This is a genomic window from Streptomyces sp. NPDC029139, assembly GCF_055564335.1.
The window spans coordinates 35,662-55,963 of record NZ_JBVHWN010000017.1 but is presented as its reverse complement, the minus strand read 5'-3'; the positions used below and the strand labels follow the sequence as shown (position 1 = coordinate 55,963).

At 72.1% G+C, this 20,302-nt stretch carries 23 protein-coding genes and 3 tRNA genes; 19 read left to right on the top strand and 7 right to left on the bottom strand.

Features of this window, described 5'->3' with window-relative positions; genetic code table 11:
* Positions 1–99 precede the first annotated feature (99 nt).
* The gene (locus ACZ4VW_RS29000) at positions 100–1,275 is read right to left on the bottom strand and encodes a sensor histidine kinase (protein WP_467967459.1); all 1,176 of its coding nucleotides are present in this window, start codon (positions 1,273–1,275) and stop codon (positions 100–102) included.
* A gap of 180 nt (positions 1,276–1,455) precedes the next feature.
* On the opposite strand from ACZ4VW_RS29000, the gene ACZ4VW_RS28995 reads away from it, so the two are divergent.
* The 12 genes from ACZ4VW_RS28995 (at position 1,456) to ACZ4VW_RS28940 (ending at position 12,762) form a co-directional block, all read left to right on the top strand.
* A complete protein-coding gene (locus tag ACZ4VW_RS28995; protein ID WP_467967457.1) occupies positions 1,456–1,863 on the top strand; it encodes an NADH-quinone oxidoreductase subunit A in 408 nt (135 codons plus the stop codon).
* Complete coding sequence (locus tag ACZ4VW_RS28990; protein ID WP_467967455.1) at positions 1,854–2,432, top strand: NADH-quinone oxidoreductase subunit B; 579 nt, start codon at positions 1,854–1,856, stop codon at positions 2,430–2,432. Before ACZ4VW_RS28995 ends, ACZ4VW_RS28990 begins: the two co-directional genes overlap by 10 nt.
* Positions 2,429–3,769 carry an NADH-quinone oxidoreductase subunit C gene (locus ACZ4VW_RS28985; RefSeq protein ID WP_467967453.1) on the top strand — a complete coding sequence of 447 codons (1,341 nt, stop codon included), beginning with the start codon at positions 2,429–2,431 and terminating at the stop codon, positions 3,767–3,769. Before ACZ4VW_RS28990 ends, ACZ4VW_RS28985 begins: the two co-directional genes overlap by 4 nt.
* Complete coding sequence (locus tag ACZ4VW_RS28980; RefSeq protein WP_467967451.1) at positions 3,766–4,734, top strand: complex I subunit 1/NuoH family protein; 969 nt, start codon at positions 3,766–3,768, stop codon at positions 4,732–4,734. The genes ACZ4VW_RS28985 and ACZ4VW_RS28980 overlap by 4 nt, the downstream gene beginning before the upstream one ends.
* A complete protein-coding gene (locus tag ACZ4VW_RS28975; RefSeq protein ID WP_467967449.1) occupies positions 4,734–5,288 on the top strand; it encodes a NuoI/complex I 23 kDa subunit family protein in 555 nt (184 codons plus the stop codon). The genes ACZ4VW_RS28980 and ACZ4VW_RS28975 overlap by 1 nt, the downstream gene beginning before the upstream one ends.
* Positions 5,285–5,854 (top strand): NADH-quinone oxidoreductase subunit J family protein, encoded by a 570-nt coding sequence (locus ACZ4VW_RS28970; RefSeq protein ID WP_467967447.1) that lies wholly within the window; start codon positions 5,285–5,287, stop codon positions 5,852–5,854. Before ACZ4VW_RS28975 ends, ACZ4VW_RS28970 begins: the two co-directional genes overlap by 4 nt.
* Positions 5,854–6,237 (top strand): NADH-quinone oxidoreductase subunit NuoK, encoded by a 384-nt coding sequence (gene nuoK, locus ACZ4VW_RS28965; RefSeq protein ID WP_467967446.1) that lies wholly within the window; start codon positions 5,854–5,856, stop codon positions 6,235–6,237. Before ACZ4VW_RS28970 ends, nuoK begins: the two co-directional genes overlap by 1 nt.
* Positions 6,234–8,207 (top strand): NADH-quinone oxidoreductase subunit 5 family protein, encoded by a 1,974-nt coding sequence (locus ACZ4VW_RS28960; RefSeq protein WP_467967445.1) that lies wholly within the window; start codon positions 6,234–6,236, stop codon positions 8,205–8,207. The genes nuoK and ACZ4VW_RS28960 overlap by 4 nt, the downstream gene beginning before the upstream one ends.
* Positions 8,208–8,234: 27 nt before the next feature.
* A complete protein-coding gene (locus ACZ4VW_RS28955; RefSeq protein ID WP_467967575.1) occupies positions 8,235–9,812 on the top strand; it encodes a complex I subunit 4 family protein in 1,578 nt (525 codons plus the stop codon).
* Entirely contained in the window at positions 9,809–11,311 is a 1,503-nt protein-coding gene (locus ACZ4VW_RS28950) for an NADH-quinone oxidoreductase subunit N (protein WP_467967443.1), read from the top strand. Before ACZ4VW_RS28955 ends, ACZ4VW_RS28950 begins: the two co-directional genes overlap by 4 nt.
* A 192-nt stretch (positions 11,312–11,503) precedes the next feature.
* Complete coding sequence (gene htpX, locus ACZ4VW_RS28945) at positions 11,504–12,367, top strand: zinc metalloprotease HtpX (protein WP_467967441.1); 864 nt, start codon at positions 11,504–11,506, stop codon at positions 12,365–12,367.
* On the top strand, positions 12,364–12,762 hold the full coding sequence (locus ACZ4VW_RS28940; RefSeq protein WP_467967439.1) for a YccF domain-containing protein: 399 nt from the start codon (positions 12,364–12,366) through the stop codon (positions 12,760–12,762). Before htpX ends, ACZ4VW_RS28940 begins: the two co-directional genes overlap by 4 nt.
* 179 nt (positions 12,763–12,941) lie before the next feature.
* Here the strand turns inward: ACZ4VW_RS28940 and ACZ4VW_RS28935 are convergent, their stop codons facing one another.
* Positions 12,942–14,183: an APC family permease gene (locus tag ACZ4VW_RS28935; protein ID WP_467967437.1), complete on the bottom strand. Its 1,242-nt coding sequence runs from the start codon at positions 14,181–14,183 to the stop codon at positions 12,942–12,944.
* A gap of 57 nt (positions 14,184–14,240) precedes the next feature.
* Here ACZ4VW_RS28935 and ACZ4VW_RS28930 point away from each other — a divergent pair, with 57 nt between their 5' ends.
* Positions 14,241–14,510, top strand: a complete 270-nt coding sequence (locus ACZ4VW_RS28930; protein WP_361861038.1) for a GlsB/YeaQ/YmgE family stress response membrane protein — start codon at positions 14,241–14,243, stop codon at positions 14,508–14,510.
* A gap of 39 nt (positions 14,511–14,549) precedes the next feature.
* On the opposite strand, the gene ACZ4VW_RS28925 is transcribed toward ACZ4VW_RS28930, so the two are convergent.
* The 3 genes from ACZ4VW_RS28925 to ACZ4VW_RS28915 form a co-directional block, all read right to left on the bottom strand.
* Positions 14,550–15,170 (bottom strand): alpha-ketoglutarate-dependent dioxygenase AlkB family protein, encoded by a 621-nt coding sequence (locus ACZ4VW_RS28925; RefSeq protein WP_467967573.1) that lies wholly within the window; start codon positions 15,168–15,170, stop codon positions 14,550–14,552.
* Complete coding sequence (locus ACZ4VW_RS28920) at positions 15,170–15,670, bottom strand: methylated-DNA--[protein]-cysteine S-methyltransferase (protein ID WP_467967435.1); 501 nt, start codon at positions 15,668–15,670, stop codon at positions 15,170–15,172. Before ACZ4VW_RS28920 ends, ACZ4VW_RS28925 begins: the two co-directional genes overlap by 1 nt.
* An 88-nt stretch (positions 15,671–15,758) precedes the next feature.
* Positions 15,759–16,247, bottom strand: coding sequence for a YajQ family cyclic di-GMP-binding protein (locus ACZ4VW_RS28915; RefSeq protein WP_467967433.1), 489 nt, complete (start codon positions 16,245–16,247; stop codon positions 15,759–15,761).
* Positions 16,248–16,429: 182 nt separating this feature from the next.
* Between ACZ4VW_RS28915 and ACZ4VW_RS28910 the strand changes: the two genes are divergently transcribed.
* Positions 16,430–16,511 (top strand) — tRNA-Tyr (locus ACZ4VW_RS28910).
* 63 nt (positions 16,512–16,574) lie between these two features.
* On the opposite strand, the gene ACZ4VW_RS28905 is transcribed toward ACZ4VW_RS28910, so the two are convergent.
* Positions 16,575–17,231, bottom strand: a complete 657-nt coding sequence (locus ACZ4VW_RS28905; RefSeq protein ID WP_467967431.1) for an NAD(P)H-binding protein — start codon at positions 17,229–17,231, stop codon at positions 16,575–16,577.
* 2 nt (positions 17,232–17,233) lie between these two features.
* Positions 17,234–18,511, bottom strand: a complete 1,278-nt coding sequence (locus ACZ4VW_RS28900) for an amidohydrolase family protein (RefSeq protein WP_467967429.1) — start codon at positions 18,509–18,511, stop codon at positions 17,234–17,236.
* 244 nt (positions 18,512–18,755) lie between these two features.
* Here ACZ4VW_RS28900 and ACZ4VW_RS28895 point away from each other — a divergent pair.
* From ACZ4VW_RS28895 to ACZ4VW_RS28875, 5 genes are all read left to right on the top strand, one after another.
* Positions 18,756–18,828 (top strand) — tRNA-Thr (locus ACZ4VW_RS28895).
* A 44-nt stretch (positions 18,829–18,872) separates the two neighbouring features.
* Positions 18,873–18,945: transfer RNA gene (locus ACZ4VW_RS28890), tRNA-Met, on the top strand.
* Positions 18,946–19,033: 88 nt separating this feature from the next.
* Complete coding sequence (gene rpmG, locus ACZ4VW_RS28885) at positions 19,034–19,198, top strand: 50S ribosomal protein L33 (protein WP_003956487.1); 165 nt, start codon at positions 19,034–19,036, stop codon at positions 19,196–19,198.
* An 82-nt stretch (positions 19,199–19,280) separates the two neighbouring features.
* Positions 19,281–19,733, top strand: a complete 453-nt coding sequence (locus ACZ4VW_RS28880) for an FAS1-like dehydratase domain-containing protein (RefSeq protein WP_467967427.1) — start codon at positions 19,281–19,283, stop codon at positions 19,731–19,733.
* A gap of 2 nt (positions 19,734–19,735) precedes the next feature.
* A complete protein-coding gene (locus tag ACZ4VW_RS28875) occupies positions 19,736–20,164 on the top strand; it encodes a MaoC family dehydratase (RefSeq protein ID WP_467967425.1) in 429 nt (142 codons plus the stop codon).
* The last annotated feature ends 138 nt before the right edge of the window (positions 20,165–20,302 follow it).

Genomic DNA, 20,302 nt, shown 5'->3' with positions numbered 1-20,302 from the left:
GCCGTGCCTTCTGGCCCACGCCTGCGCCGACGCACGCCTGCGCCTATGCCCGTATGCGCGTGCGCGTGCGCGTGCGCCTGCGCCTGTGCCGGCGCCCGGTCAGGCCTGCGCCGACACCGGACGGGACCGCCACGGCAGCTCCGCCGTGACCGTCGTCGGCCCGCCCTCAGGGGAGTCGACGACGAAGAGCCCGTCGACCGCGCCCAGCCGCTCGGCCAGCCCCGCCATCCCCGTACCGCCGTCCAGCCGGGCCCCGCCGTGTCCGTCGTCCCGTACCTGCAGCAGCAGCCGGTCGTCCCGGCGCCACACCTCCACCGAGGCGGAGCGCGCCCGCGCGTGCTTGGAGACGTTCTGGAGCAGCTCGGAGACCGTGAAGTAGGCGATGCCCTCGATGGCCTCGGCCGGCCGCTCGGTCAGATCGACGGTCACCTTCACCGGGACGGTGCACCGCGCGGCGATCGAGGAGAGTGCGGCGTCCAGGCCGCGGTCGGTGAGGACAGCGGGGTGGATGCCCCGCGCCAGGTCCCGCAGCTCCTGCAGGGCCAGCTTCACCTCGCCGTGCGCCTCGTCGACCATGGAGGCCGCCGCCTCCGGGTCCTCCAACAGCTTCTCCTTCGCCAGACCCAGCCCCATGGCGAGCGCGACGAGCCGGGCCTGGGCGCCGTCGTGCAGATCGCGCTCGATCCGGCGCAGATCGGCGGCGGCCGTGTCCACGACCACGCCCCGGTCCTCCTCCAGCTCGGCGATCCGCCGCTCCAGCTCGTCCGAGGGCGAGAGCAGCCCGCGGACCATGGCCCGGTCGGCGTTGGAGAGCCCACGGGTGATGAACGGCAGCACGGGCCAGAGCACGATCAGCGAGACGAGGGTGACGGTGAACGTCACGATGCCCCACGGCAGCCGGATGAAGCCGTACAACAGCGTCCGCCACGCCACCGGGTCCTTCAACGCCGTCCACAGCCAGGGGAAGAACCCGTGCCGGCGGGGGAGCGGGCTCGGCTCCTCCACCCGTACGCCGAGCAGCGCCCGGGCCCTCGCCCGCTCCGCCCGGCCCATGCCGCGCGCCCCGGCGAGCCCGAGGGCCAGCAGGGGCAGACCGATCACCGTGACGGACAGCCCCACACCCACGGCGACCGACACCACGGCGTACACGAAGCCGACCAGCGCGATCGGGAGATTGGCCAGCTGGAAGGCGATCTCCTTCCAGACGTGCCGGCCGTAGGCGAGGCGGGCCGGTGGCAGCCGGTCGCTGTCAGGGGTATCGGTGTCGACGCTCATGCGCCCAGCCTGCCGGTCGGCGGGCGGCGCGCGCCATGGGGTACGTGGGTGAGCGGCAGTAGGGATATCCCCCGTGCCGCCGCTGCGCCCACTCCGTGACACGACCGCTTACGGCTCTTTGACAGGGCCTAGACTCCCGTGCGTACAGATCGTCGAAACGGGCAGGGAGCGAGGGTGGACGTGCCGGATCCGACCGTACGGGCGGGACTCGGACTCGCGGCGGACTACTTCCAGTCGTACTCCGTCGTAGGACTGCTCGCCGCCATCGGTGTGCTCTTCGTCGCCGTCGCGTTCGGCGCGGGCCGACTGCTGCGGCCCGTGGTGCCGACGCCGGAGAAGCTGCTGACGTACGAGTGCGGCGTCGACCCGGTGGGGGAGGGCTGGGCGCACACCCAGGTCCGCTACTACGTGTACGCCTTCCTCTACGTGATCTTCGCCGTCGACTCGATCTTCCTCTTCCCGTGGGCGACCGTGTTCGCCGCGCCCGGCTACGGCGCGACGACGCTGGTCGAGATGTTCATCTTCCTCGGCTTCCTGGCCGTGGGACTGCTCTACGCGTACAAGAAGGGCGTCCTGACATGGACGTGACCCCGACTCCGCTTCCGCTGCCGGCTCCGAAGCTGGGCGCGCTCGCCCGTCTGGCCCCCGAGCCGATGAAGGTGGTCCTGAACTGGGGCCGCCGCTACAGCCTCTGGGTCTTCAACTTCGGACTCGCCTGCTGCGCGATCGAGTTCATCGCCGCGTCGATGGCCCGTCACGACTTCATCCGTCTCGGCGTGATCCCCTTCGCGCCGGGGCCGCGCCAGGCCGACCTCATGATCGTCTCCGGCACGGTGACGGACAAGATGGCGCCGGCGGTGAAGCGGCTGTACGAGCAGATGCCCGAGCCCAAGTACGTCATCTCCTTCGGCGCATGCTCCAACTGCGGCGGGCCCTACTGGGACTCGTACTCGGTGACGAAGGGCGTCGATCAGATCATCCCGGTGGACGTGTACGTGCCGGGCTGCCCGCCGCGCCCGGAGGCGCTGCTGCAAGGAATCCTGAAGCTGCAGGAGAAGATCGCGCGGGAGTCCCTGGCCGCGCGGTACTCGGGCCCCTCGGTCGGCCAGCTCACCAGCGGACTGGTCACCCCGCCTCCGCCGGGAGGCACGGCGTGAACGCCTACGACACCCTTCCCGAGGCCGTCACCGAGATCTTCGGCGAGGAGGCCATGGCGGAACGGGCGTACGACCTGCTGACGGTCGACGTGCCGGTGGGCTCGTGGATCGCGGCGCTCGAGACCGCGCGGGACACGCTGGGCTGCACGTACTTCGACTGGCTGAGCGCGGTCGACGAGCCGGGTGAGGGCTTCCGCGTCTGCGCGCACGTGGTGGCGCTGGAGGCGGGCGCCGTGCGGCGCCTGCTGGTCCGTACGACGGTTCCGCACGCCGCTCCCTCGCTGCCGACGGCGGTCGAGGTCTACGCGGGCGCGGCCTGGCACGAGCGCGAGACGCACGAGATGTTCGGCGTCGAGTTCGCGGGCCACCCGAACCTGATCCCGCTGCTGCTCCCGGAGAACTTCGAGGGCCACCCGCTGCGCAAGGACTTCGTGCTGGCCGCGCGGGTCGTGAAGGCGTGGCCGGGCGCGAAGGAGCCGGGGGAGTCGGAGCACGGCGGCCCGAAGCGCCGCCAGATGCTTCCCCCGGGCGTCCCGGACCCCAACGACTGGGGCCCCCTCAAGGGCCAGCTCCCCCCTGCGCCGGCCCGCCCCGCCCGCACGCCCCGCGCCGCCGCGGCGGGTGCGGGTGCGGGTGCCGCAGCGGACCGCCCGCCCCGCCGCGCCCGTACGGCGGGGGAGGCCACCCCCGAAACCACGCCCCGCCGCGCCCATACAGCGGCGGAGGGCTCCGCCGGCCAGGCGGCCGAGACCTCCCCCGCCGCCGCCCCGGCCCCCGCGCCCGGCGAGGGCTCGGCAGCCCAGGCCCCTCCGACGTCACCCACCGCCACCGGCGAGAGCCAGGGCGCGCCGCCGCGAACGCCGCGGCGCTCGCGGAGCGCCGCCGACGGCTCGGCGAGCCAGACCGACGCCACCACCGGACCCGCCTCCTCGTCCGGACCCCGAAGCCCGGACGCCCCCTGGCACCACGCCCGCCCGACCTTCGACCCGGAGCCGCCGAAGGCGGAACCCGCCGTGGAGACCGCCCCCGAGGCGAAGCCGACCCCGGCTCCGGCGGCCGAGCCGACCCCCGAGGCCCAGAGCACCGGGGAAGCGGCCCCGGCCTCCACGGCGGAACCGGCCGTGGAGACCGCGCCCGAGGCGAAGCCGACCCCGGCTCCGGCGGCCGAGCCGACCCCCGAGGCGACCCCCGCCCCCGAGGCGACCCCCGCCACCGAGGCGGAACCCGCCCCCGAGGCGACCCCCGCCCCCAAGGCGGAACCCGGCCCCAAGCCGGAACCCGCCCCCGCAACCGAGACCCCCGAGACCACCGACCCCGCCGGAGGCGAACCCGCGTGAACGACGCACTCGACGTCGCCCTCCGGCTGCTCGTCGTCTTCGCCGTCTTCCTCGTGCTGCCCCTCGTCATCGGGCAGACCGAGCACAAAGTCATGGCCCACATGCAGGGCCGCCTCGGGCCCATGTACGCCGGTGGGTTCCACGGGTGGGCCCAGCTCGTCGCCGACGGGGTCAAGTTCGCGCAGAAGGAGGACGTGGTCCCGGCCAACGCCGACCGCCGCGTCTTCCAGCTCGCCCCCGCCGTCGCCCTCCTCCCGTACCTCCTCGTCCTCGTCGCCATCCCCATCGGCCCGAGCGAAGGAGCCGTCGGGCAGATCGTCGACGCCGGCATCTTCTTCGTGCTCGCCGTCATGGGGGTCGGCGTCCTCGGCAGCCTGATGGCCGGCTGGGCCTCCGCCAACAAGTTCTCGCTGCTCGGCGGCCTCCGCACCGCCGCCCAGCTGCTCGCGTACGAGCTCCCGATGCTGCTCACCGCCGCCTCCGTCGCGATGGCCGCCGGCACCGTCTCCCTCCCCGGCATCCTCAACGCCTTCGAGTGGTGGTGGCTGCCCTGGCAGATCGTCGGCGCGCTCGTCTTCTTCGTCGCCGGTCTCGCCGAGCTCCAGCGCCCGCCGTTCGACATGCCCGTCGCCGACTCCGAGATCATCTTCGGCGCGTACACCGAGTACACCGGCCTGCGCTTCGCGCTCTTCCTGCTCGCCGAGTACGCCGGCATCGTCGTCCTCTGCGGGCTCACCACCGTCCTCTTCCTCGGCGGCTGGCACGGTCCCTTCGGCGCCGACGGTCTCGGCTGGGTGTGGACCCTCCTCAAGACCGCCGTCCTCGCCTTCATCGTGATCTGGCTCCGGGTGAGCTACCCCCGGCTCCGTGAGGACCAGCTCCAGAAGCTCGCCTGGACGACCCTCGTCCCGCTCGCCCTCGCGCAGATCGCGCTCACCGGCATCGTGAAGGTGGCGATCCAGTAATGCCCATTCCTGGTTCCGGCCTGGCCAAGGGCCTCGCCGTCACCCTTCGCACGATGACGAAGAAGACCGTCACCGCGCAGTACCCCGACAAGCAGCCCGAGCTCCCGCCCCGTAGCCGCGGCGTCATCGGCCTCTTCGAGGAGAACTGCACGGTCTGCATGCTCTGCGCCCGGGAGTGCCCCGACTGGTGCATCTACATCGACTCCCACAAGGAGACGGTGCCCGCCGCCGCGCCCGGCGGCCGCGAGCGCAGCCGCAACGTCCTCGACCGCTTCGCCATCGACTTCGCCCTCTGCATGTACTGCGGCATCTGCATCGAGGTGTGCCCCTTCGACGCGCTGTTCTGGTCGCCCGAGTTCGAGTACGCGGAGACGGACATCCACGAGCTCACCCACGAGCGCGACAAGCTCCGCGAGTGGATGTGGACCGTCCCCGAACCGCCCGCGCTCGACCCGCGTGCCGAGGAACCCAAGGAGATCGCCGCCGCCCGCAAGGCGGCGGAGAAGGCCGCGGCCCAGGCGGCCGCCGCCGAGGCCCAGGAGGGCGACGCGTGATCCTCGCCGCCACCGCAACCGCCGCCGCCACCAGCCCCGGCTTCCTCTCGCCCTCCGGCGTCGAGATCGCCTTCCTCCTCGTCGGCCTCGTCACCCTCGGCGCGGCCGTCGTCACCGTCACCACCCGCCAGCTCGTCCACGCCGCGCTCTGGCTGGTCGTGGCGCTCGGCGGCCTCGCCGTCGAGTACCTCCTCCTCACGGCCGAGTTCATCGCCTGGGTCCAGGTGCTGATCTACGTCGGCTCCGTCGTCGTCCTCCTCCTCTTCGGCCTCATGCTCACCAAGGCCCCCATCGGCCGCTCCCCGGACGCCGACTCGGGCAACCGCCCCGTCGCCCTCGCGGTCGCGCTCGCCGCGGCCGCCGCCCTCGTCTGGGTGGTCGTCGACGCGTTCCGTACGACCTGGATCGACCTGGACGGACCGGCCCAGGGCTCCACCAAGGTGTCCGGCGAGATCCTCTTCCGGCACTGGGTGCTGCCCTTCGAGGCGCTCTCCGTCCTCCTCCTCGCCGCACTGGTCGGCGCGATCGTCCTGTCCCGCAAGAACGCCAAGGAGGCCCGGGACTGATGCATCTCGCCTACCCCGCCGTCCTCGCCGCCCTGCTCTTCTGCGTCGGCCTCTACGGCGTCCTCGCCCGCCGCAACGCGATCCTGGTGCTGATGTCCGTCGAGCTGATGCTCAACGCCGTCAACCTCAACCTGGTCGCCTTCGACGTCTGGCTCCGCGACGCCCTCCACGCAGGCCAGGCGCTCACCCTCTTCACCATCGCCATCGCCGCCGCGGAGATCGGCATCGGACTCGCGATCGTCCTGATGGTCTACCGCAACCGCGGCACCTCGGACGTCGACCGGCTGCGCGACACGGCGGAAGCGACCACCGACGCCCCGGCCTCCGGCGATGCAGCCACCGACGCGACCACCGACGACGAGAAGGCCGAGGCCGCCGCGTGACCACGACGACCCTCGCCGCGCTCGTCCCCCTCCTTCCCTTCCTCGGCTCCGCGGCCGGCCTGCTCCTGGGCCGCACCGCGCCCGGCTTCGTCCGCCCCCTCGCCATCCTGCCGACGCTCGCGGCGGCCGTCCTGGCCGTCCTCGTCGCCATCCGCCAGGGCGGCGGCAAGACCATCGAGGCGGCCACCCAGCTCACCCCCACCGGCTCGGTCCCCATCGACCTCGCCCTGCACATCGACGGCTTCGCCGCCCTCGTCGCCGTCCTGGTCGGCCTGGTCGCCACCTGCGTGCAGGTCTACTCGACCGGGTACCTGCGCGACGACCCGCGCTACCCCTCGTACGCGGCGCTCGTCTCCCTCTTCACGGCCGCGATGCTGCTCGTCGTCTACTCCGGCGACCTCATGGTGCTCCTGGTCGGCTGGGAGATCATGGGCATCTGCTCGTACTTCCTCGTCGGCCACTACTGGGAGACGCCCGAGGCGCGGGCCGCCTCCCTCAAGGCGTTCCTGGTCACCAAGCTCGGCGACGTCCCCTTCCTGATCGGCCTCTTCGCGCTCGCCGCGGACGCCGGCACGTTCCGGATCGACGGGATCCTCGGCGCCGTCGCGGGCGACGGTCTCGACCACCCCACCCTCATCGCGCTGCTGCTGCTCGCCGGTGTGGCGGGCAAGTCCGCCCAGTTCCCGCTCCACACCTGGCTCCCCGACGCCATGGCGGGCCCCACCCCCGTCTCCGCGCTCATCCACGCGGCGACGATGGTCGCCGCCGGCATCTACTTCGTGGCCCGGCTCCTCCCCGTCTTCGCCTCCTCCGCCGCCGCCCTCACCGTGCTCGCGATCATGGCCGCGATCACCATGGTCGGCTCGGCCCTCGCCGCGCTCGCCCAGGACGACATCAAGCGGGTCCTCGCCTACTCGACCATCGGACAGCTCGGCTACATGGCGGGCGCCCTGGCCGTCGGCGACCGCGGCGCCGCCGTCTTCCACCTCCTCTCCCACGGCGCGTTCAAGGCCCTCCTCTTCCTCGCCGCCGGCGCGGTGATCCACGCCGCCGGTACGAACTCGCTCTCGGCCATGTCCCGCATGGGCGGCCTGACCAAGCGGATCCCGGACGCGTACTGGACGATGACCGTCGCCCTTCTCGCCCTCGCCGCGATCCCGCCGTTCGCCGGGTTCTTCTCCAAGGAAGCCGTGCTCGTGGCCGCCGAGCACACCGCCCTCGGCGACCGCGCCGTCGCCCCCGCCGGAGCCGGCTGGACCGTCCTCGTCGCCGGCCTGCTCACCGCCCTCCTCACCGCCGCCTACGCGGCCCGGCTGTGGCTGCTCGCCTTCCGGGGCCGGGGCGCCGAGGCCCCCGACCACGGCCGTCAGCCGCTCGCCATGACCACCGTCCTGTGGGTGCTGGCGATCCCCTCCCTCGGCTTCGGTCTGAGCGCCACGTATCTCGACGACTGGTTCGACGGCCACGCCCTCCTCCCGACCGCGACCACCGCGGTCCTGGGCACGGGCCTGGCCCTCGCCGGCGCCGTGGTCACGTACGCCGTCTGGCGCGCGCTCGCGACCAAGGCCCTCGCCCGTACCCCGCTGCCGGCGACCGTCGCCCACCCCGACGCCGAAGCGGGCGAGGTGGAGGCCGAGGCGCTGCGTCTGCCGCACCCGGCGGAGGATCCGGCCGACCCCGGCCGCGTCCTGCTGGGGCCGCTGCACCGCCACGCCGCCACCGGCTTCCACCTGGACGCCCTCTACACCGCCGCGTTCGTCCGCCCCGTCCTGGCCGCGGCCTCCCTGGTCCGCTTCCTGGACCGCGAGGTCGTCGACACGTACGTGAGCGGCGCGGGCACCGGCACCCGATGGCTCGGCTGGCTCGTCCGCCGCGCCCAGACCGGCAACGTGCAGACTTACCTCAGCGCCCTGCTCGCCGGCTCCGTCGTCCTGGCGCTCGCCGCCGTACTCGTCGCCGCCGGAGCGTGAGACGTGATCGATATCAGCGAATCCGTGATGCAGTTCCTTCTCGCGTTGATCGTCGCCGGCCCGCTCGTCGGCGCCGCCGCCGCTCTCCTCCCGGCCCCGCCGGGGCTGAAGGGGACGTCACCCGACCAGGCCGTGCTCCGCCACGGCGTGATCGTCACCGGCGTGATCCTCGTCGCCACGATCGTCCTCACCCTCGGCTTCGACCACGACCGGCCGTCGAGGATGCAGGCGAGCACGGACATCACCTGGATCCCCGCGCTCGACGTGCGGATCCACCTCGGTGTCGACGGCATTTCCCTCCCCCTCCTGGTCATGACCGCGCTGCTGACCTTCCTCTGCGCGCTCCACAGCTACTTCAAGCAGCAACATCAGCGGCAGACGCCGCGGGCCGCCGACCCTTCCCCCAAGGGCTTCGTGGCACTTCTCCTCGTCCTCGAGTCCGGCACCCTCGCGACCTTCGCCGTCCTCGACCTCGTGCTCTTCTTCCTGGCCTTCGAGATGGTCCTCATCCCGATGTACTTCCTCATCGCCCGCTGGGGCGGCGAGGGCAGGCAGGCCGCCGCCTGGAAGTTCATCCTCTTCACGCTGCTCGGCTCGGTCGTCATGCTGCTCGGCCTGCTCCTCATCGGCGTGAAGGCGGGCACGTTCGACATGGTGGCACTGGCCACCGACAACGGCCGTGGGCTGACCACATCCGTGCAGGTCACCGCCGTTCTCGCGATCGGGATCGGGCTCGCCGTCAAGACCCCGATGTGGCCGCTGCACAGCTGGCTCCCGGACGCCCACACCGCCGCCCCGACCGTCGGCTCGGTCCTCCTCGCGGGCGTCCTGCTGAAGATGGGAACGTACGGTTTCGTCCGGATCGTCCTCCCCGTCGCCCCCGACGGCATGCGGATCTTCGCCCCGTACCTCGCCGCCTTCGCGGTCGCCGGCATCATCTACGGATCGCTCGCCTGCCTCGCCCTCGCGCGGCGCGGCAGCAAGGGCGACCTCAAGCGCCTGATCGCCTACTCGTCCGTCGGCCACATGGGCTTCGTGCTCCTCGGCATCGCGACCATGACCCCCACCGGAGTCAACGGCGCGCTCTTCGCCAACATCGCCCACGGCCTCATCACCGGCCTGCTCTTCTTCCTGGTCGGCGCGGTGAAGGACCGGTACGGCAGCGCCGATCTCGACACCCTCGCCGGCGCCACCGGCGCCGCGCTCTACGGCCGCGCGCCCCGCCTGGGCGGACTGCTCGCCTTCGCCGCCGTCGCCTCCCTCGGACTGCCCGGCCTCGCCGGCTTCTGGGGCGAGATGCTGGCCCTGTTCGGCGCCTTCGAACCGGCCGCGGGCCTCAGCCGCCCCGCCTTCCTCACCTTCATGGCGATCGGCGCCTTCGGCACCCTGCTCACCGCCGCGTACCTGCTCGTGGTCGTCCGCCGGGTCTGCATGGGCGGCCCCCGCCCGAGCGGGGAGACGGCGATCGCCGACGTCCAGGGATACGAGTTCGCCGCCTGGACCCCGCTCGTCGCCCTCACCGTCCTCGCCGGCCTGTGGCCCGCGGTCCTCCTCGGCCTCACCGATCCGGCCGTCCAGAAGCTCCTCGCGGGAGGGAACTCGTGACGACCACGAACCTCGTCCAGTCCGTCGACTGGCTCGCGATCGCGCCCCCCACGCTCACCGCCGTGGTCGCGCTGGCCGTGCTCGTGGCCGACCTCTTCGTCCCCGCACGCCACAAGCAGCTCCTCGGCTGGACCGTGATCGCCGGGCTCGTCGCCTCGATCGCCCTGCTGATCCCGCTGCGCGCCGGCGACCGCTCCACCTTCTGCCTCACCACCGAACCGGCGGCGACCGCCGCGTGCAGCTACACCGCCGACCGCTTCACCCTCGTCCTGCAGTTCCTGGTGCTGGGCGGGGCGCTGCTCACGGCCCTCCTGTCGCTCTCCGACACCAAGGAGAAGCTGCCGGCGGGGGAGTACTGGTTCCTGCTGCTCTCCTCGGCCGCCGGCGCGGCACTGCTGCCCGCGTCCCGCGACCTCGCGACCCTCGTCGTCGCCCTGGAGGTGGCCTCGCTGCCCGCCTTCGCGCTCGTCGGCCTGCGCCGGGGCGACCGGCAGTCCAGCGAGGCCGCGCTCAAGTTCTTCCTCTCCTCCGTCACCGCGACCGCCGTGACCCTGCTCGGCGTCAGCTTCGTGTACGGCGTGACCGGCACCCTCCACCTCACCGAGCTCGCCCAGCGCCTCGACGACGTCCCTGGGCAGTTGGAGACCCTCGCCCAGGCCGGTGTCGCCCTCACCCTGGTCGGCTTCGCCTTCAAGACGGCGGCCGTCCCCTTCCACTTCTGGGTCCCCGACACCTATGTCGGCGCCCCCCTGCCCGTCGCCGGCTACCTCTCCGTGGTCGGCAAGGCCGTCGGCTTCACCGGCCTCATCCTGGTCACGGTCGTCGCGTTCCCCTCGTACGCGGACGTCTGGGGTCCGGCGCTCGCCGTCCTCGCCGCGCTCACCATGACCGTCGGCAACGTGGCCGCCCTGCGGCAGGTCTCCACGCGCGCGTGGAGCGCGGTCCGGCTGCTCGCCTGGTCCTCCGTCGCCCAGGCCGGCTACCTCCTGGTGCCGATCGCCGCCGCCGCGTACTCCAGCGACGACCAGATCGGCGCCACCGTCGCGTACGCCCTGATGTACGCCGTCGTGAACCTCGGCGCCTTCGCGGTGGTCGTGCTGGTAGCCCGGACGCACCCCGAGAACCGGATCGCCGACTACCGCGGCCTGTACGCCGAACGGCCGGTCGTCGCCCTCACCATGGGGTTCTTCCTGCTGAACCTGGCCGGTCTGCCGCCCGGCATCATCGGCCTCTTCGCCAAGGTCACCGTCTTCTCGTCGGCGGTCGACGCGGGGCTCGGCTGGCTGGCCGTGATCATGGGTGTCAACGTCGTGATCGGTCTCTACTACTACCTGCGGTGGACGGCGCTGCTGTTCCGGGCGCCGACCGGGGAGAAGACCGCCCTCGCGCGCGTGCCCGCGGCGGTGACCCTGGCGATCGCGGTGGCCGCCGTCGTCGGCGTCGTACTGTCGGGTTACCCGCAGTTCGCGTTGCGCTTCGCGGCGACCAGCCTCTTCTGACCCAGCCTCCAGGGCTCAACCGGCTGCCCCCGGCTCACCCCTTCGGCCCAACCGCCCGCCCGCCGCCCCTGGTACGGCCCGGGGAACCCGTACCTCCCGCCTGGCGTTGACCAGTACGGGAGGGTCCACTGGACGAGTGGACACCGCCACCGAGCAAAGGGTTCCCCTGCCGCACCACCTGGAGGGCGTACCGTGCACCGCCGGCACAACGGGCTGAGGACCGCCGTACTCCTCGGAGGGCTCTCGGCCCTCATCATTCTCATCGGCAGCTTCTTCGGGCGTACGGGGCTGATCGTCGCGCTCGTCGTGGCGCTCGGCACCAACGCGTACGCCTACTGGAACAGCGACAAGCTGGCCCTGCGGGCCATGCGGGCCCGGCCCGTCAGCGAATTCGAGGCACCCGAGCTGTACCGGATGGTGCGCGAGCTCTCCACGCAGGCCCGCCAGCCGATGCCCCGGCTCTACATCTCGCCGACCCAGGCACCCAACGCCTTCGCCACCGGCCGCAATCCCCGCAACGCCGCCGTGTGCTGCACCGAGGGCATCCTGCGGATCCTCGACGAGCGCGAGCTGCGCGGCGTCATCGGCCACGAGCTCAGCCACGTCTACAACCGGGACATCCTGATCTCCTCGGTCGCCGGAGCGCTCGCCTCCGTGATCCTGTTCCTGGTCAACTTCGCCTGGCTGATCCCGGTCGGCCGCTCCAGCGACGACGACGGCCCCGGCCTGCTCGGCATGCTGATGATCATGATCCTCGGTCCGGTCGCCGCGTCGGTCATCCAGCTCGCCATCTCCCGCTCGCGGGAGTACGAGGCCGATGCCTCCGGCGCCCAGCTCACGGGCGACCCATTGGCCCTCGCGAGCGCCCTGCGCAAGCTCGAGGCGGGAACGAAGCAGCTGCCCCTGCCGCCCGAGCCCAAGATCGAGACCGCGAGCCACATGATGATTGCGAACCCCTTCGGAGCGGGCAGAGGGCTCTCGAAGATGTTCTCGACGCACCCGCCGATGGCGGAGCGCATCGCCCGACTCGAGCAGATGGCAGGTCGCCGCCCATGAAGACAATCCTCAATGTCATTTGGCTCGTCCTGTGCGGCTTCTGGATGTTCCTCGGCTACCTGCTGGCCGGTGTCCTGCTGTGCATCACGATCATCGGGATCCCCTTCGGCCTGGCCGCCTTCCGCATCGGCGTCTACGCCCTGTGGCCCTTCGGCCACATGGTCGTGGACCGGCGCGACGCGGGCGCTCCCTCCGTCGTGGGCAACGTGCTGTGGCTGATCCTCGCGGGCTGGTGGCTGGCGCTCGGCCACATCACCACGGGCATCGTGCTCTGCGTCACGATCATCGGCATCCCGCTGGGCCTCGCGAACTTCAAGCTCGTCCCGGTGTCGCTGCTGCCGCTGGGCAAGGAGATCGTCCCCACGGACCAGCCGTACCCGTACACGACCCACTGACGCGGGAGCGGACAGGAGCCGACGGCGAGGACCGGTCGGGGACCGACCGGCTCACGGCATGGACCGGCGCCGGACCGACCGGCTCATCGCATGGACCGGCGCCGGACCGACCGGCTCACGGCATGGACCCGATCCGAACCGACCGGCTCACGGCGACGACCGGTCGGCGACCGACCGGCTCAGGGACGCGGTGGGTGTTCGCGCCGTCCCCGGCTGACGGCGTACGCGACGGTGCCCGCCGCCAGCACCCCGAGCCCGGCCAGGACGGAGGCCGGCGGCAGCGCGAACGCCAGCGCCCCGCACCCGGCAAGTCCCAGCGCGGCGAGCGGCCGGTGCGAGCGGCCCAGCGTCCACGCCGAGGCGTTGGCGATGCCGTAGTAGACCAGCACGCCGAAGGACGAGAAGCCGATCGCGCCCCGTACGTCCACCGTGGCCGCCACCACGGCCACCACCGCGCCCACCGCGAGCTCGGCCCGGTGCGGCACCTGGAAGCGGGGGTGCACGGCGGCGAGCCCGGTCGGCAGATGACCGTCCCGGGCCATCGCCAGGGTCGTACGGGAGACCCCGAGGATCAGCGAGAGCAGCGAGCCCAGCGCGGCGACGGCCGCGCCGACCGTGACGACGGGCACCAGCCATCCGGCGCCGGCCGCCCGCGCCGCGTCCACGAGCGGCGCGGGGGAGGCCGCCAGGGCCTGCGGCCCGAGGACGGCCAGCACGCACACCGCCACCGCCGCGTAGACCGCGAGCGCGATGCCGAGCGCCATGGGGACGGCCCGGGGAATGGTCCGGGCCGGATCGCGCACCTCCTCGCCGAGCGTGGCGATCCGCGCGTACCCCGCGAACGCGAAGAACAGCAGCCCCGCCGCCTGGAGCACGCCACCGGCCGTCGCGTCCCCGCCCAGGGCGAGCCGCCCGAAGTCACCCTCTCCCGAGGTCGCGACGGTGACGATCAGGGCGGCGAGGACCGCGAGGACCAGCGCCACGACGACCCGGGTGAGGAGCGCGGACTTCTGGACGCCGGTGTAGTTCACCGCCGTCAGCGCCACCACGGCCGCGACCGCCACCGCGTGCGCCTGATCCGGCCAGACGTACGCCCCGACGGTCAGCGCCATCGCCGCGCAGGACGCGGTCTTGCCGACGACGAACGCCCAGCCGGCCAGGTAGCCGAAGAAGGGCCCGAGGCGTTCGCGACCGTACACATACGTGCCGCCCGAGGCCGGGTACAGGGCGGCGAGCCGGGCGGAGGCCATCGCGTTGCAGTACGCGACGAGCGCGGCGAGCCCGAGCGCCGGGAGCAGCGCGGAACCGGCCGCTCCGGCCGCCGGGCCGAGCGCGACGAAAATTCCGGCGCCCACCATGGAGCCGAGCCCGATGACGACGGCGTCGAAGACGCCGAGCGAGCGGCGGAGTCCTTGTGTCATGCCCCGCACATTACGATGCTCCGCAACCGTGCCCGGCACCCCCGCGTCCTCTCCTGCATGAACGTCATCAGCTGGATCGTCCTGGGCCTGCTCGCGGGCGTCGTCGCCAAGGTCCTGCTCCCCGGCCGCGACCCGGGCGGGCTCATCGGCACGACCCTCATCGGCATAGCCGGCGCCTTCATCGGCGGCTGGATCTCGTCCACGTTCCTGGACCGCCCGATCGCCACCGGCTTCTACGACACGGCCACCTGGCTCTCGGCCATCGGCGGCTCGCTGGTGCTGCTGATCGCCTACCGGATCCTCTTCGGCCACTCACGCTCGCGCTAGGAGTGCCGTGCAGCTCAGGCCGGATGGCCAAGACGCCCTCTAGAGCCCGGTCTCGCGCAGCGTGATGTTCAGCCGCCCGACAAGCCCCAGCGCGGGGGCGGCCGTGCCGGCATGGACCTTGGGCACCCCGTGGTACGCGAAGCGTGACGGCCCGCCGAAGACGAAGAGATCCCCGGACGCCAACTCCACGTCCGTGTACGGCCTCCCGCGGGTTTCGGTGTTCCCGAACCGGAAGACGCAACGATCCCCGAGGCTCAACGACACCACCGGCGCCCCGGACCGCTCGTCCTTGTCCTGGTGCAGGCCCATCGTCGCGCCGGCGTCGTAGAAGTTCACCAGAGCGGTGTCGGGGGAGAAGGGGAGCTCCTCCCCGTACGCCTCGCGGACGGCGTCCTGCCCCGACACACGCAACCACTCCGGCAGTTCCAGATCGACCGTGTCGAGATAACGGTACGGAACCCAGCGCCGCCCCAGGCAGAGCGACCGCACGGACATCACCCCGCCGCCGGGGAGCACCGTGTGACGGTACGTCACAGGCCCGCGCCCCCACTCCCGGCAGGCGGCCACCACCTCCCGCTGCCGGTCGGGGGAGAGCCACCCGGGCACGTGCACCGCGCCCGGAGCGACCTCCGCCCGCTCGCGCGGGAACAGCCCGTCCATCACGCCACCAGGGCCCCTTCGAGGCCGAGCAGCCGCTCCTTGCGCTCCAGGCCCGCCGCGTACCCCCGCAGACTCCCGTCCGCGCCGATCACCCGGTGGCAGGGCCGCACCACCAGCAGCGGATTGCGCCCGATGGCGGTGCCGACGGCCCGCACCCCGACCCCGGCGGAACCGACCTGCCGGGCGATGTCCCCGTACGAGACGGTGGAGCCGTACGGAATCTCCTCCAGGGCCCGCCACACCTGCCGCTGGAACTCCGTCCCGCTGTCGGCGCACACGACGTCGAAGCGTTCTCGCCGCCCCGCGAAGTACTCCCTCAGCTGCCCGGCGATCTCCTCGAACGCCTCGGGCGCGTGCCGCCAGCCGTCCTCGACGGCGGCGGCACCCTTCTGCCCGGGCAGCGACAGCGACACCAGTGCGGTCCGCCCGCCTTCGCCGGCTCCCCGCCCGACGAGCAGCATCTCGCCCAGGGGCCCTTCGACGTACGCGTACACCGTCATGGCGGTTCCTCTCCTCGCGCTCACTCCGCGTCCAGTGTGCGAGGCCCGCCACCCGGAGGCTGGCGGCTTTCGGACACGCAGCTCGTGGCTAGCGGTAGTTCACGAACTGGATCGCGAAGTCGAAGTCCTTGCCCTTGAGCAGCGCCTGCACGGCCTGCAGGTCGTCCCGGCTCTTCGAGCTGACCCGCAGCTCGTCACCCTGGACCTGCGCCTTGACGCCCTTGGGGCCCTCGTCGCGGATGACCTTGGAGACCTTCTTGGCGTTCTCCTGGGAGATGCCCTCCTCGATCGTCGCGAAGATCTTGTACTCCTTGCCGGACAGCTGCGGCTCACCGGCGTCCAGCGACTTCAGCGAGATCCCGCGCTTGACCAGCTTGGTCTGGAAGATGTCGAGGATCGCCTTCACGCGCTCCTCGCCGTTGGCCTGCATCAGGATCTTCTCGCCCGACCAGGAGATCGAGGCGTCGGTGCCCTTGAAGTCGTAGCGCTGCGAGATCTCCTTCGCGGCCTGGTTGAGGGCGTTGTCGACCTCCTGCCGCTCGACCTTGGAGACGATGTCGAAACTGGAGTCGGCCATGACGTGTGGCTCCTTGCGTCGAATGCGTTGCGGTTGCGTTGGCGTACGGGGCAAGCCTAGTCATCCGATCACCCCGGAACCGCTGATCAATCCGGTGGCGAAGCACCCCTGGGGATCAGGTATCGTTTACGTCGTTGCCACGGAGCACCGCCGAAAAGCGGCTCCGAGCAGCGACATCCCATGGCGGTGTGCCCGAGTGGCCAATGGGAGCGGACTGTAAATCCGTCGGCTTAGCCTACCCAGGTTCGAATCCTGGCGCCGCCACGCGATAGAGAAGGTCCCCGGTGCTCGCACCGGGGACCTTCTTCTTTGCCTGCCCCTCTCGGGTCAGTTGCCCGCCACGTCCTTCACCGCCACCGAGACCGGGATCGAGCCGCTGATCAGCTCCAGGGTCAGGCCGGCCGTCGCCGGGGTCTCCAGGAGTTCCGCCAGGACCGCCGCCACGTCGTCGCGGGGGATCGGGCCGCGGCCCGTCGAGGCCCCCAGGCGGACCAGGGCCGTGCCGGCGTCGTTCGTCAGCATGCCGGGGCGCAGGATCGTCCAGTCCAGGCGCTCCCGGGCGCGGATGTCGTCGTCCGCCGCGCCCTTGGCGCGCTGGTAGGCGTCGAAGACCTCGTCGCCCTGGCGGGTGGCGTCGGCGCCCATGGACGAGACGACGAGGTAGCGGCGTACGCCCGCCCGTTCCGCCGCGTCGGCGAAGAGGACCGCCGCCGCGCGGTCCACCGTGTCCTTGCGGGCGGTGCCGCTGCCCGGGCCCGCGCCGGCCGCGAAGACCGCCGCGTCGGCGCCCTGCAGGACCGCCGCGACCATCTCCACCGACGCCGACTCCAGGTCCAGCACGACGGGTTCGGCCCCCGCCGCGCGCAGGTCGTCGGCCTGCTTCGGATCGCGGATGATCCCCGCCGCCTCGTGCCCCGACGCCGAGAGCAGCCGCTCCAGACGCAGGGCGATCTGACCGTGTCCTCCAGCGATGACAATGCGCATACTCACGACCGTACGACGGGACCGGCCGGAGGGCTTCCCGGCTCCGGACGTTCCGGGCGTGCCTGGCGCGGCAGGTCGAGCGCCGCCGCCGAGTCGCAGTACTCCCGCACCGCGCTGGTGCGTGCCACCACCCGGCCCCTGTGCACCACGATCCGGCTGTACGCGAGGGACAGCACGCCCGACAGGCGCTCCCCGCGCACCGCGAGCAGCTCCGCCGGGAACCCGGCCTCCACCCGTACCTCGGCGAGCCCCATCGCCGTACGAGCCGCCGTGCTCACCGCCCCGTACGCGTCCTCGGCCGGCAGCCCGCCCAGCGAGGCCAGCAGGTACGCGGACTCCAACGGGTCCCCGCGCCCGACCGGGTTGGCGACGTCCCGCAGCGCCCCGCTGCCCGCCGCGAGCCGTACCCCCGCCGCCCGCAGCAGCCGGACCGGCGCCGCGCCGCGCAGCTCGGTCGCGCCGCAGCCGCCCTGGGGGAGGCAGACCACCGTCACCCCGGCCGCCGCCAGCTGGTCGGCGGCCCGGCGCGCCTGATCCACCGGCAGCCGGGCCAGGCCCGCGCACGGACCGATCGTCACCCCGGGCCGCAGCCCGCCCGCCATCGCCGCCAGCCGGGAGAGCCGCGCCGGATCGTCACCGTCCGTGTGCAGGTCGACCGGGCAGCCCTGCTCCCCGGCCACCTCCAGGAGCGCCTCCACGTAGCCGGCCGGGTCGGGGTCGAGGTCCGGGCAGCCGCCCACCACGCCCGCGCCCATCTTCACGGCGTCCCGCAGCATCGCGAGCCCATCCGCGCCCGCCACACCCGTCAGCAGGCGGGGCACCGCGACCGCCGTGAGGTCCGCCAGCCCGCGCAGCGAGCGCCGCGCCTGGAGCACGGCTTCGAGCGGGCCGAGACCCTGGACGTCGCCGATCCGCACGTGCGCCCGCAGCGCGGTGGCGCCGTGCCCGAGCTGCAGCAGCGCGGCCTCGGTGGCCCGCCGCTGCACCTCCTCGGGGGCGTACGAGACCGGACCGGGGGAGTCGGCGCTGAGCGCGGTGTCGGCGTGGGCGTGCGGCTCCGCGGGGGCGGGGAGCAGCAGATAGCCGGCGAGGTCGACACGGGCACCGACGGCGGTGAGGCTGCCGGCCGTGCCGACGGCCTCGATCCGGCCGCCGCCGAGGCGGACGTCGACCGTCCGGCCGTCCGTGAGCCGGGCGTTGGAGAGCAGGAGCGCGGTGGAGTCGGCGGTGGCGGCTGCCCGGTCGTCGGGCGGCTGGGGCTGCTTGCTGTCGGCTGACATCGGGCTCCTCACGGCTCCTCAAGTTCCAGCTCAAAGGTCCAGCTCAAAGGTCCAGCTCAAGATCAAGTTCGGGCAGCGTGGGGCCGAGCCTAGGGGGGCTCCGGCCGCCCTTCGAGGAGGAGCGCAATAGTCGTACTGATGAGGCCACGTGTGGCCTACGGGGCGCGCGAGCAGGAGAGGCGGGCGAGGACCGGGAAACGGATTTGGGCGATCGGCGGAGGACCGTGTAATGTCTTCATCGCTCGCCCCAATAGCTCAGTCGGTAGAGCGTCTCCATGGTAAGGAGAAGGTCTACGGTTCGATTCCGTATTGGGGCTCTGGTGAGAAGGAGCCCGCCCTCGGGCGGGATCCAGATCATCAAAGCGGTGTAGCTCAGTCGGTAGAGCAAGCGGCTCATAATCGCTGTGTCACCGGTTCAAGTCCGGTCACCGCTACACACAGTAGCCGATTGTGGGGTCGGTCCTTCGATCGGCTACTCTTCTATGCGTTCATCCGTCCATCCGTCCGTCAAGGAGCACTCACGTGGCTGCCACCGACGTCCGCCCGAAGATCACGCTGGCCTGCGTGGAGTGCAAGGAGCGGAACTACATCACCAAGAAGAACCGGCGTAACAACCCGGACCGTCTTGAGATGAAGAAGCACTGCCCCCGCTGCAACTCGCACACTGCGCACCGCGAGACGCGTTAATCAGGCTCGTACACGAGGCCGTCCCCACCAGGGGGCGGCCTCGTGTCGTTTGTCGGCAACAAATCCAGGAGGTATCGAGTTCATGGCGCTCGACCAGTCCTTCGTGGGCCGGACCTATCCGCCCACCCCGCCGTACGAGGTCGGCCGCGAGAAGATCCGCGAGTTCGCCGAGGCGGTCGGCGACGCGAATCCCGCCTATCTCGACCAGGAAGCGGCGAAGGCGCTCGGTCACCCCGATGTGATCGCTCCGCCGACTTTTGTGTTCGCCATCACGTTCAAGGCCGCGGGGCAGGTCGTCGAGGACCCGCAGCTAGGCCTGGACTACAGCCGCGTCGTGCACGGTGACCAGAAATTCGCGTACACCCGGCCGGTGCGGGCGGGGGACCGACTGTCGGTCACGTCCACCATCGAGGCGATCAAGTCGCTGGCGGGCAACGACATCCTGGACATCCGCGGTGAGGTCCACGACGAGACCGGTGAGCACGTCGTGACCGCCTGGACCAAGCTCGTCTCGCGCGCCCCCGAGGAGGTCTGAGGATGACCGCGAAGATCGCTTACGACGAGGTCGAGGTCGGCACGGAGCTGCCGGCGCAGTCCTTCCCCGTGACCCGCGCCACCCTGGTGCGGTACGCCGGTGCCTCCGGGGACTTCAACCCGATCCACTGGAACGAGAAGTTCGCGGTGGAGGTCGGCCTGCCGGACGTCATCGCGCACGGCATGTTCACCATGGCCGAGGCGATCCGCGTCGTGACCGACTGGGCCGGCGACCCGGCGGCCGTCGTCGAGTACGGCGTGCGCTTCACCAAGCCGGTGATCGTGCCGAACGACGACAAGGGCGCCCTGATCGAGGTCAGCGCCAAGGTCGCGGCCAAGCTGGACGGCAACCAGGTCCGGGTGGACCTGACGGCGACGTCGGCGGGCCAGAAGGTCCTGGGCATGTCCCGGGCCGTGGTCACGCTCGCGTAGGGAGTCCCGGAGGGCTCCAACGGGCTCCCAGGGAGCCCCGGAGCCCCGGAGCCCCGGAGCCCCGGAGGGGGCGGCTGCGGAAAAGCGGCCGCCCGGCCCCCCTCTTGACCAAGTTAGTGATTGAGTACTAACTTAGTC

What these genes read in the sequence shown, in the direction of transcription:
- ACZ4VW_RS28990 (WP_467967455.1), top strand. Translation starts at nt 1,854, where the DNA reads ATGGACGTGACCCCGACTCCGCTTCCGCTGCCGGCTCCGAAGCTGGGC.
- ACZ4VW_RS29000 (WP_467967459.1), bottom strand. Translation starts at nt 1,275, where the DNA reads ATGAGCGTCGACACCGATACCCCTGACAGCGACCGGCTGCCACCGGCC.
- ACZ4VW_RS28925 (WP_467967573.1), bottom strand. Translation starts at nt 15,170, where the DNA reads ATGGACGGGCTGTTCCCGCGCGAGCGGGCGGAGGTCGCTCCGGGCGCG.
- ACZ4VW_RS28975 (WP_467967449.1), top strand. Translation starts at nt 4,734, where the DNA reads ATGCCCATTCCTGGTTCCGGCCTGGCCAAGGGCCTCGCCGTCACCCTT.
- ACZ4VW_RS28875 (WP_467967425.1), top strand. Translation starts at nt 19,736, where the DNA reads ATGACCGCGAAGATCGCTTACGACGAGGTCGAGGTCGGCACGGAGCTG.
- ACZ4VW_RS28880 (WP_467967427.1), top strand. Translation starts at nt 19,281, where the DNA reads ATGGCGCTCGACCAGTCCTTCGTGGGCCGGACCTATCCGCCCACCCCG.
- ACZ4VW_RS28900 (WP_467967429.1), bottom strand. Translation starts at nt 18,511, where the DNA reads ATGTCAGCCGACAGCAAGCAGCCCCAGCCGCCCGACGACCGGGCAGCC.
- ACZ4VW_RS28905 (WP_467967431.1), bottom strand. Translation starts at nt 17,231, where the DNA reads ATGCGCATTGTCATCGCTGGAGGACACGGTCAGATCGCCCTGCGTCTG.
- ACZ4VW_RS28915 (WP_467967433.1), bottom strand. Translation starts at nt 16,247, where the DNA reads ATGGCCGACTCCAGTTTCGACATCGTCTCCAAGGTCGAGCGGCAGGAG.
- ACZ4VW_RS28920 (WP_467967435.1), bottom strand. Translation starts at nt 15,670, where the DNA reads ATGACGGTGTACGCGTACGTCGAAGGGCCCCTGGGCGAGATGCTGCTC.
- nuoK (WP_467967446.1), top strand. Translation starts at nt 5,854, where the DNA reads ATGCATCTCGCCTACCCCGCCGTCCTCGCCGCCCTGCTCTTCTGCGTC.
- ACZ4VW_RS28935 (WP_467967437.1), bottom strand. Translation starts at nt 14,183, where the DNA reads ATGACACAAGGACTCCGCCGCTCGCTCGGCGTCTTCGACGCCGTCGTC.
- ACZ4VW_RS28940 (WP_467967439.1), top strand. Translation starts at nt 12,364, where the DNA reads ATGAAGACAATCCTCAATGTCATTTGGCTCGTCCTGTGCGGCTTCTGG.
- ACZ4VW_RS28930 (WP_361861038.1), top strand. Translation starts at nt 14,241, where the DNA reads ATGAACGTCATCAGCTGGATCGTCCTGGGCCTGCTCGCGGGCGTCGTC.
- ACZ4VW_RS28955 (WP_467967575.1), top strand. Translation starts at nt 8,235, where the DNA reads ATGCAGTTCCTTCTCGCGTTGATCGTCGCCGGCCCGCTCGTCGGCGCC.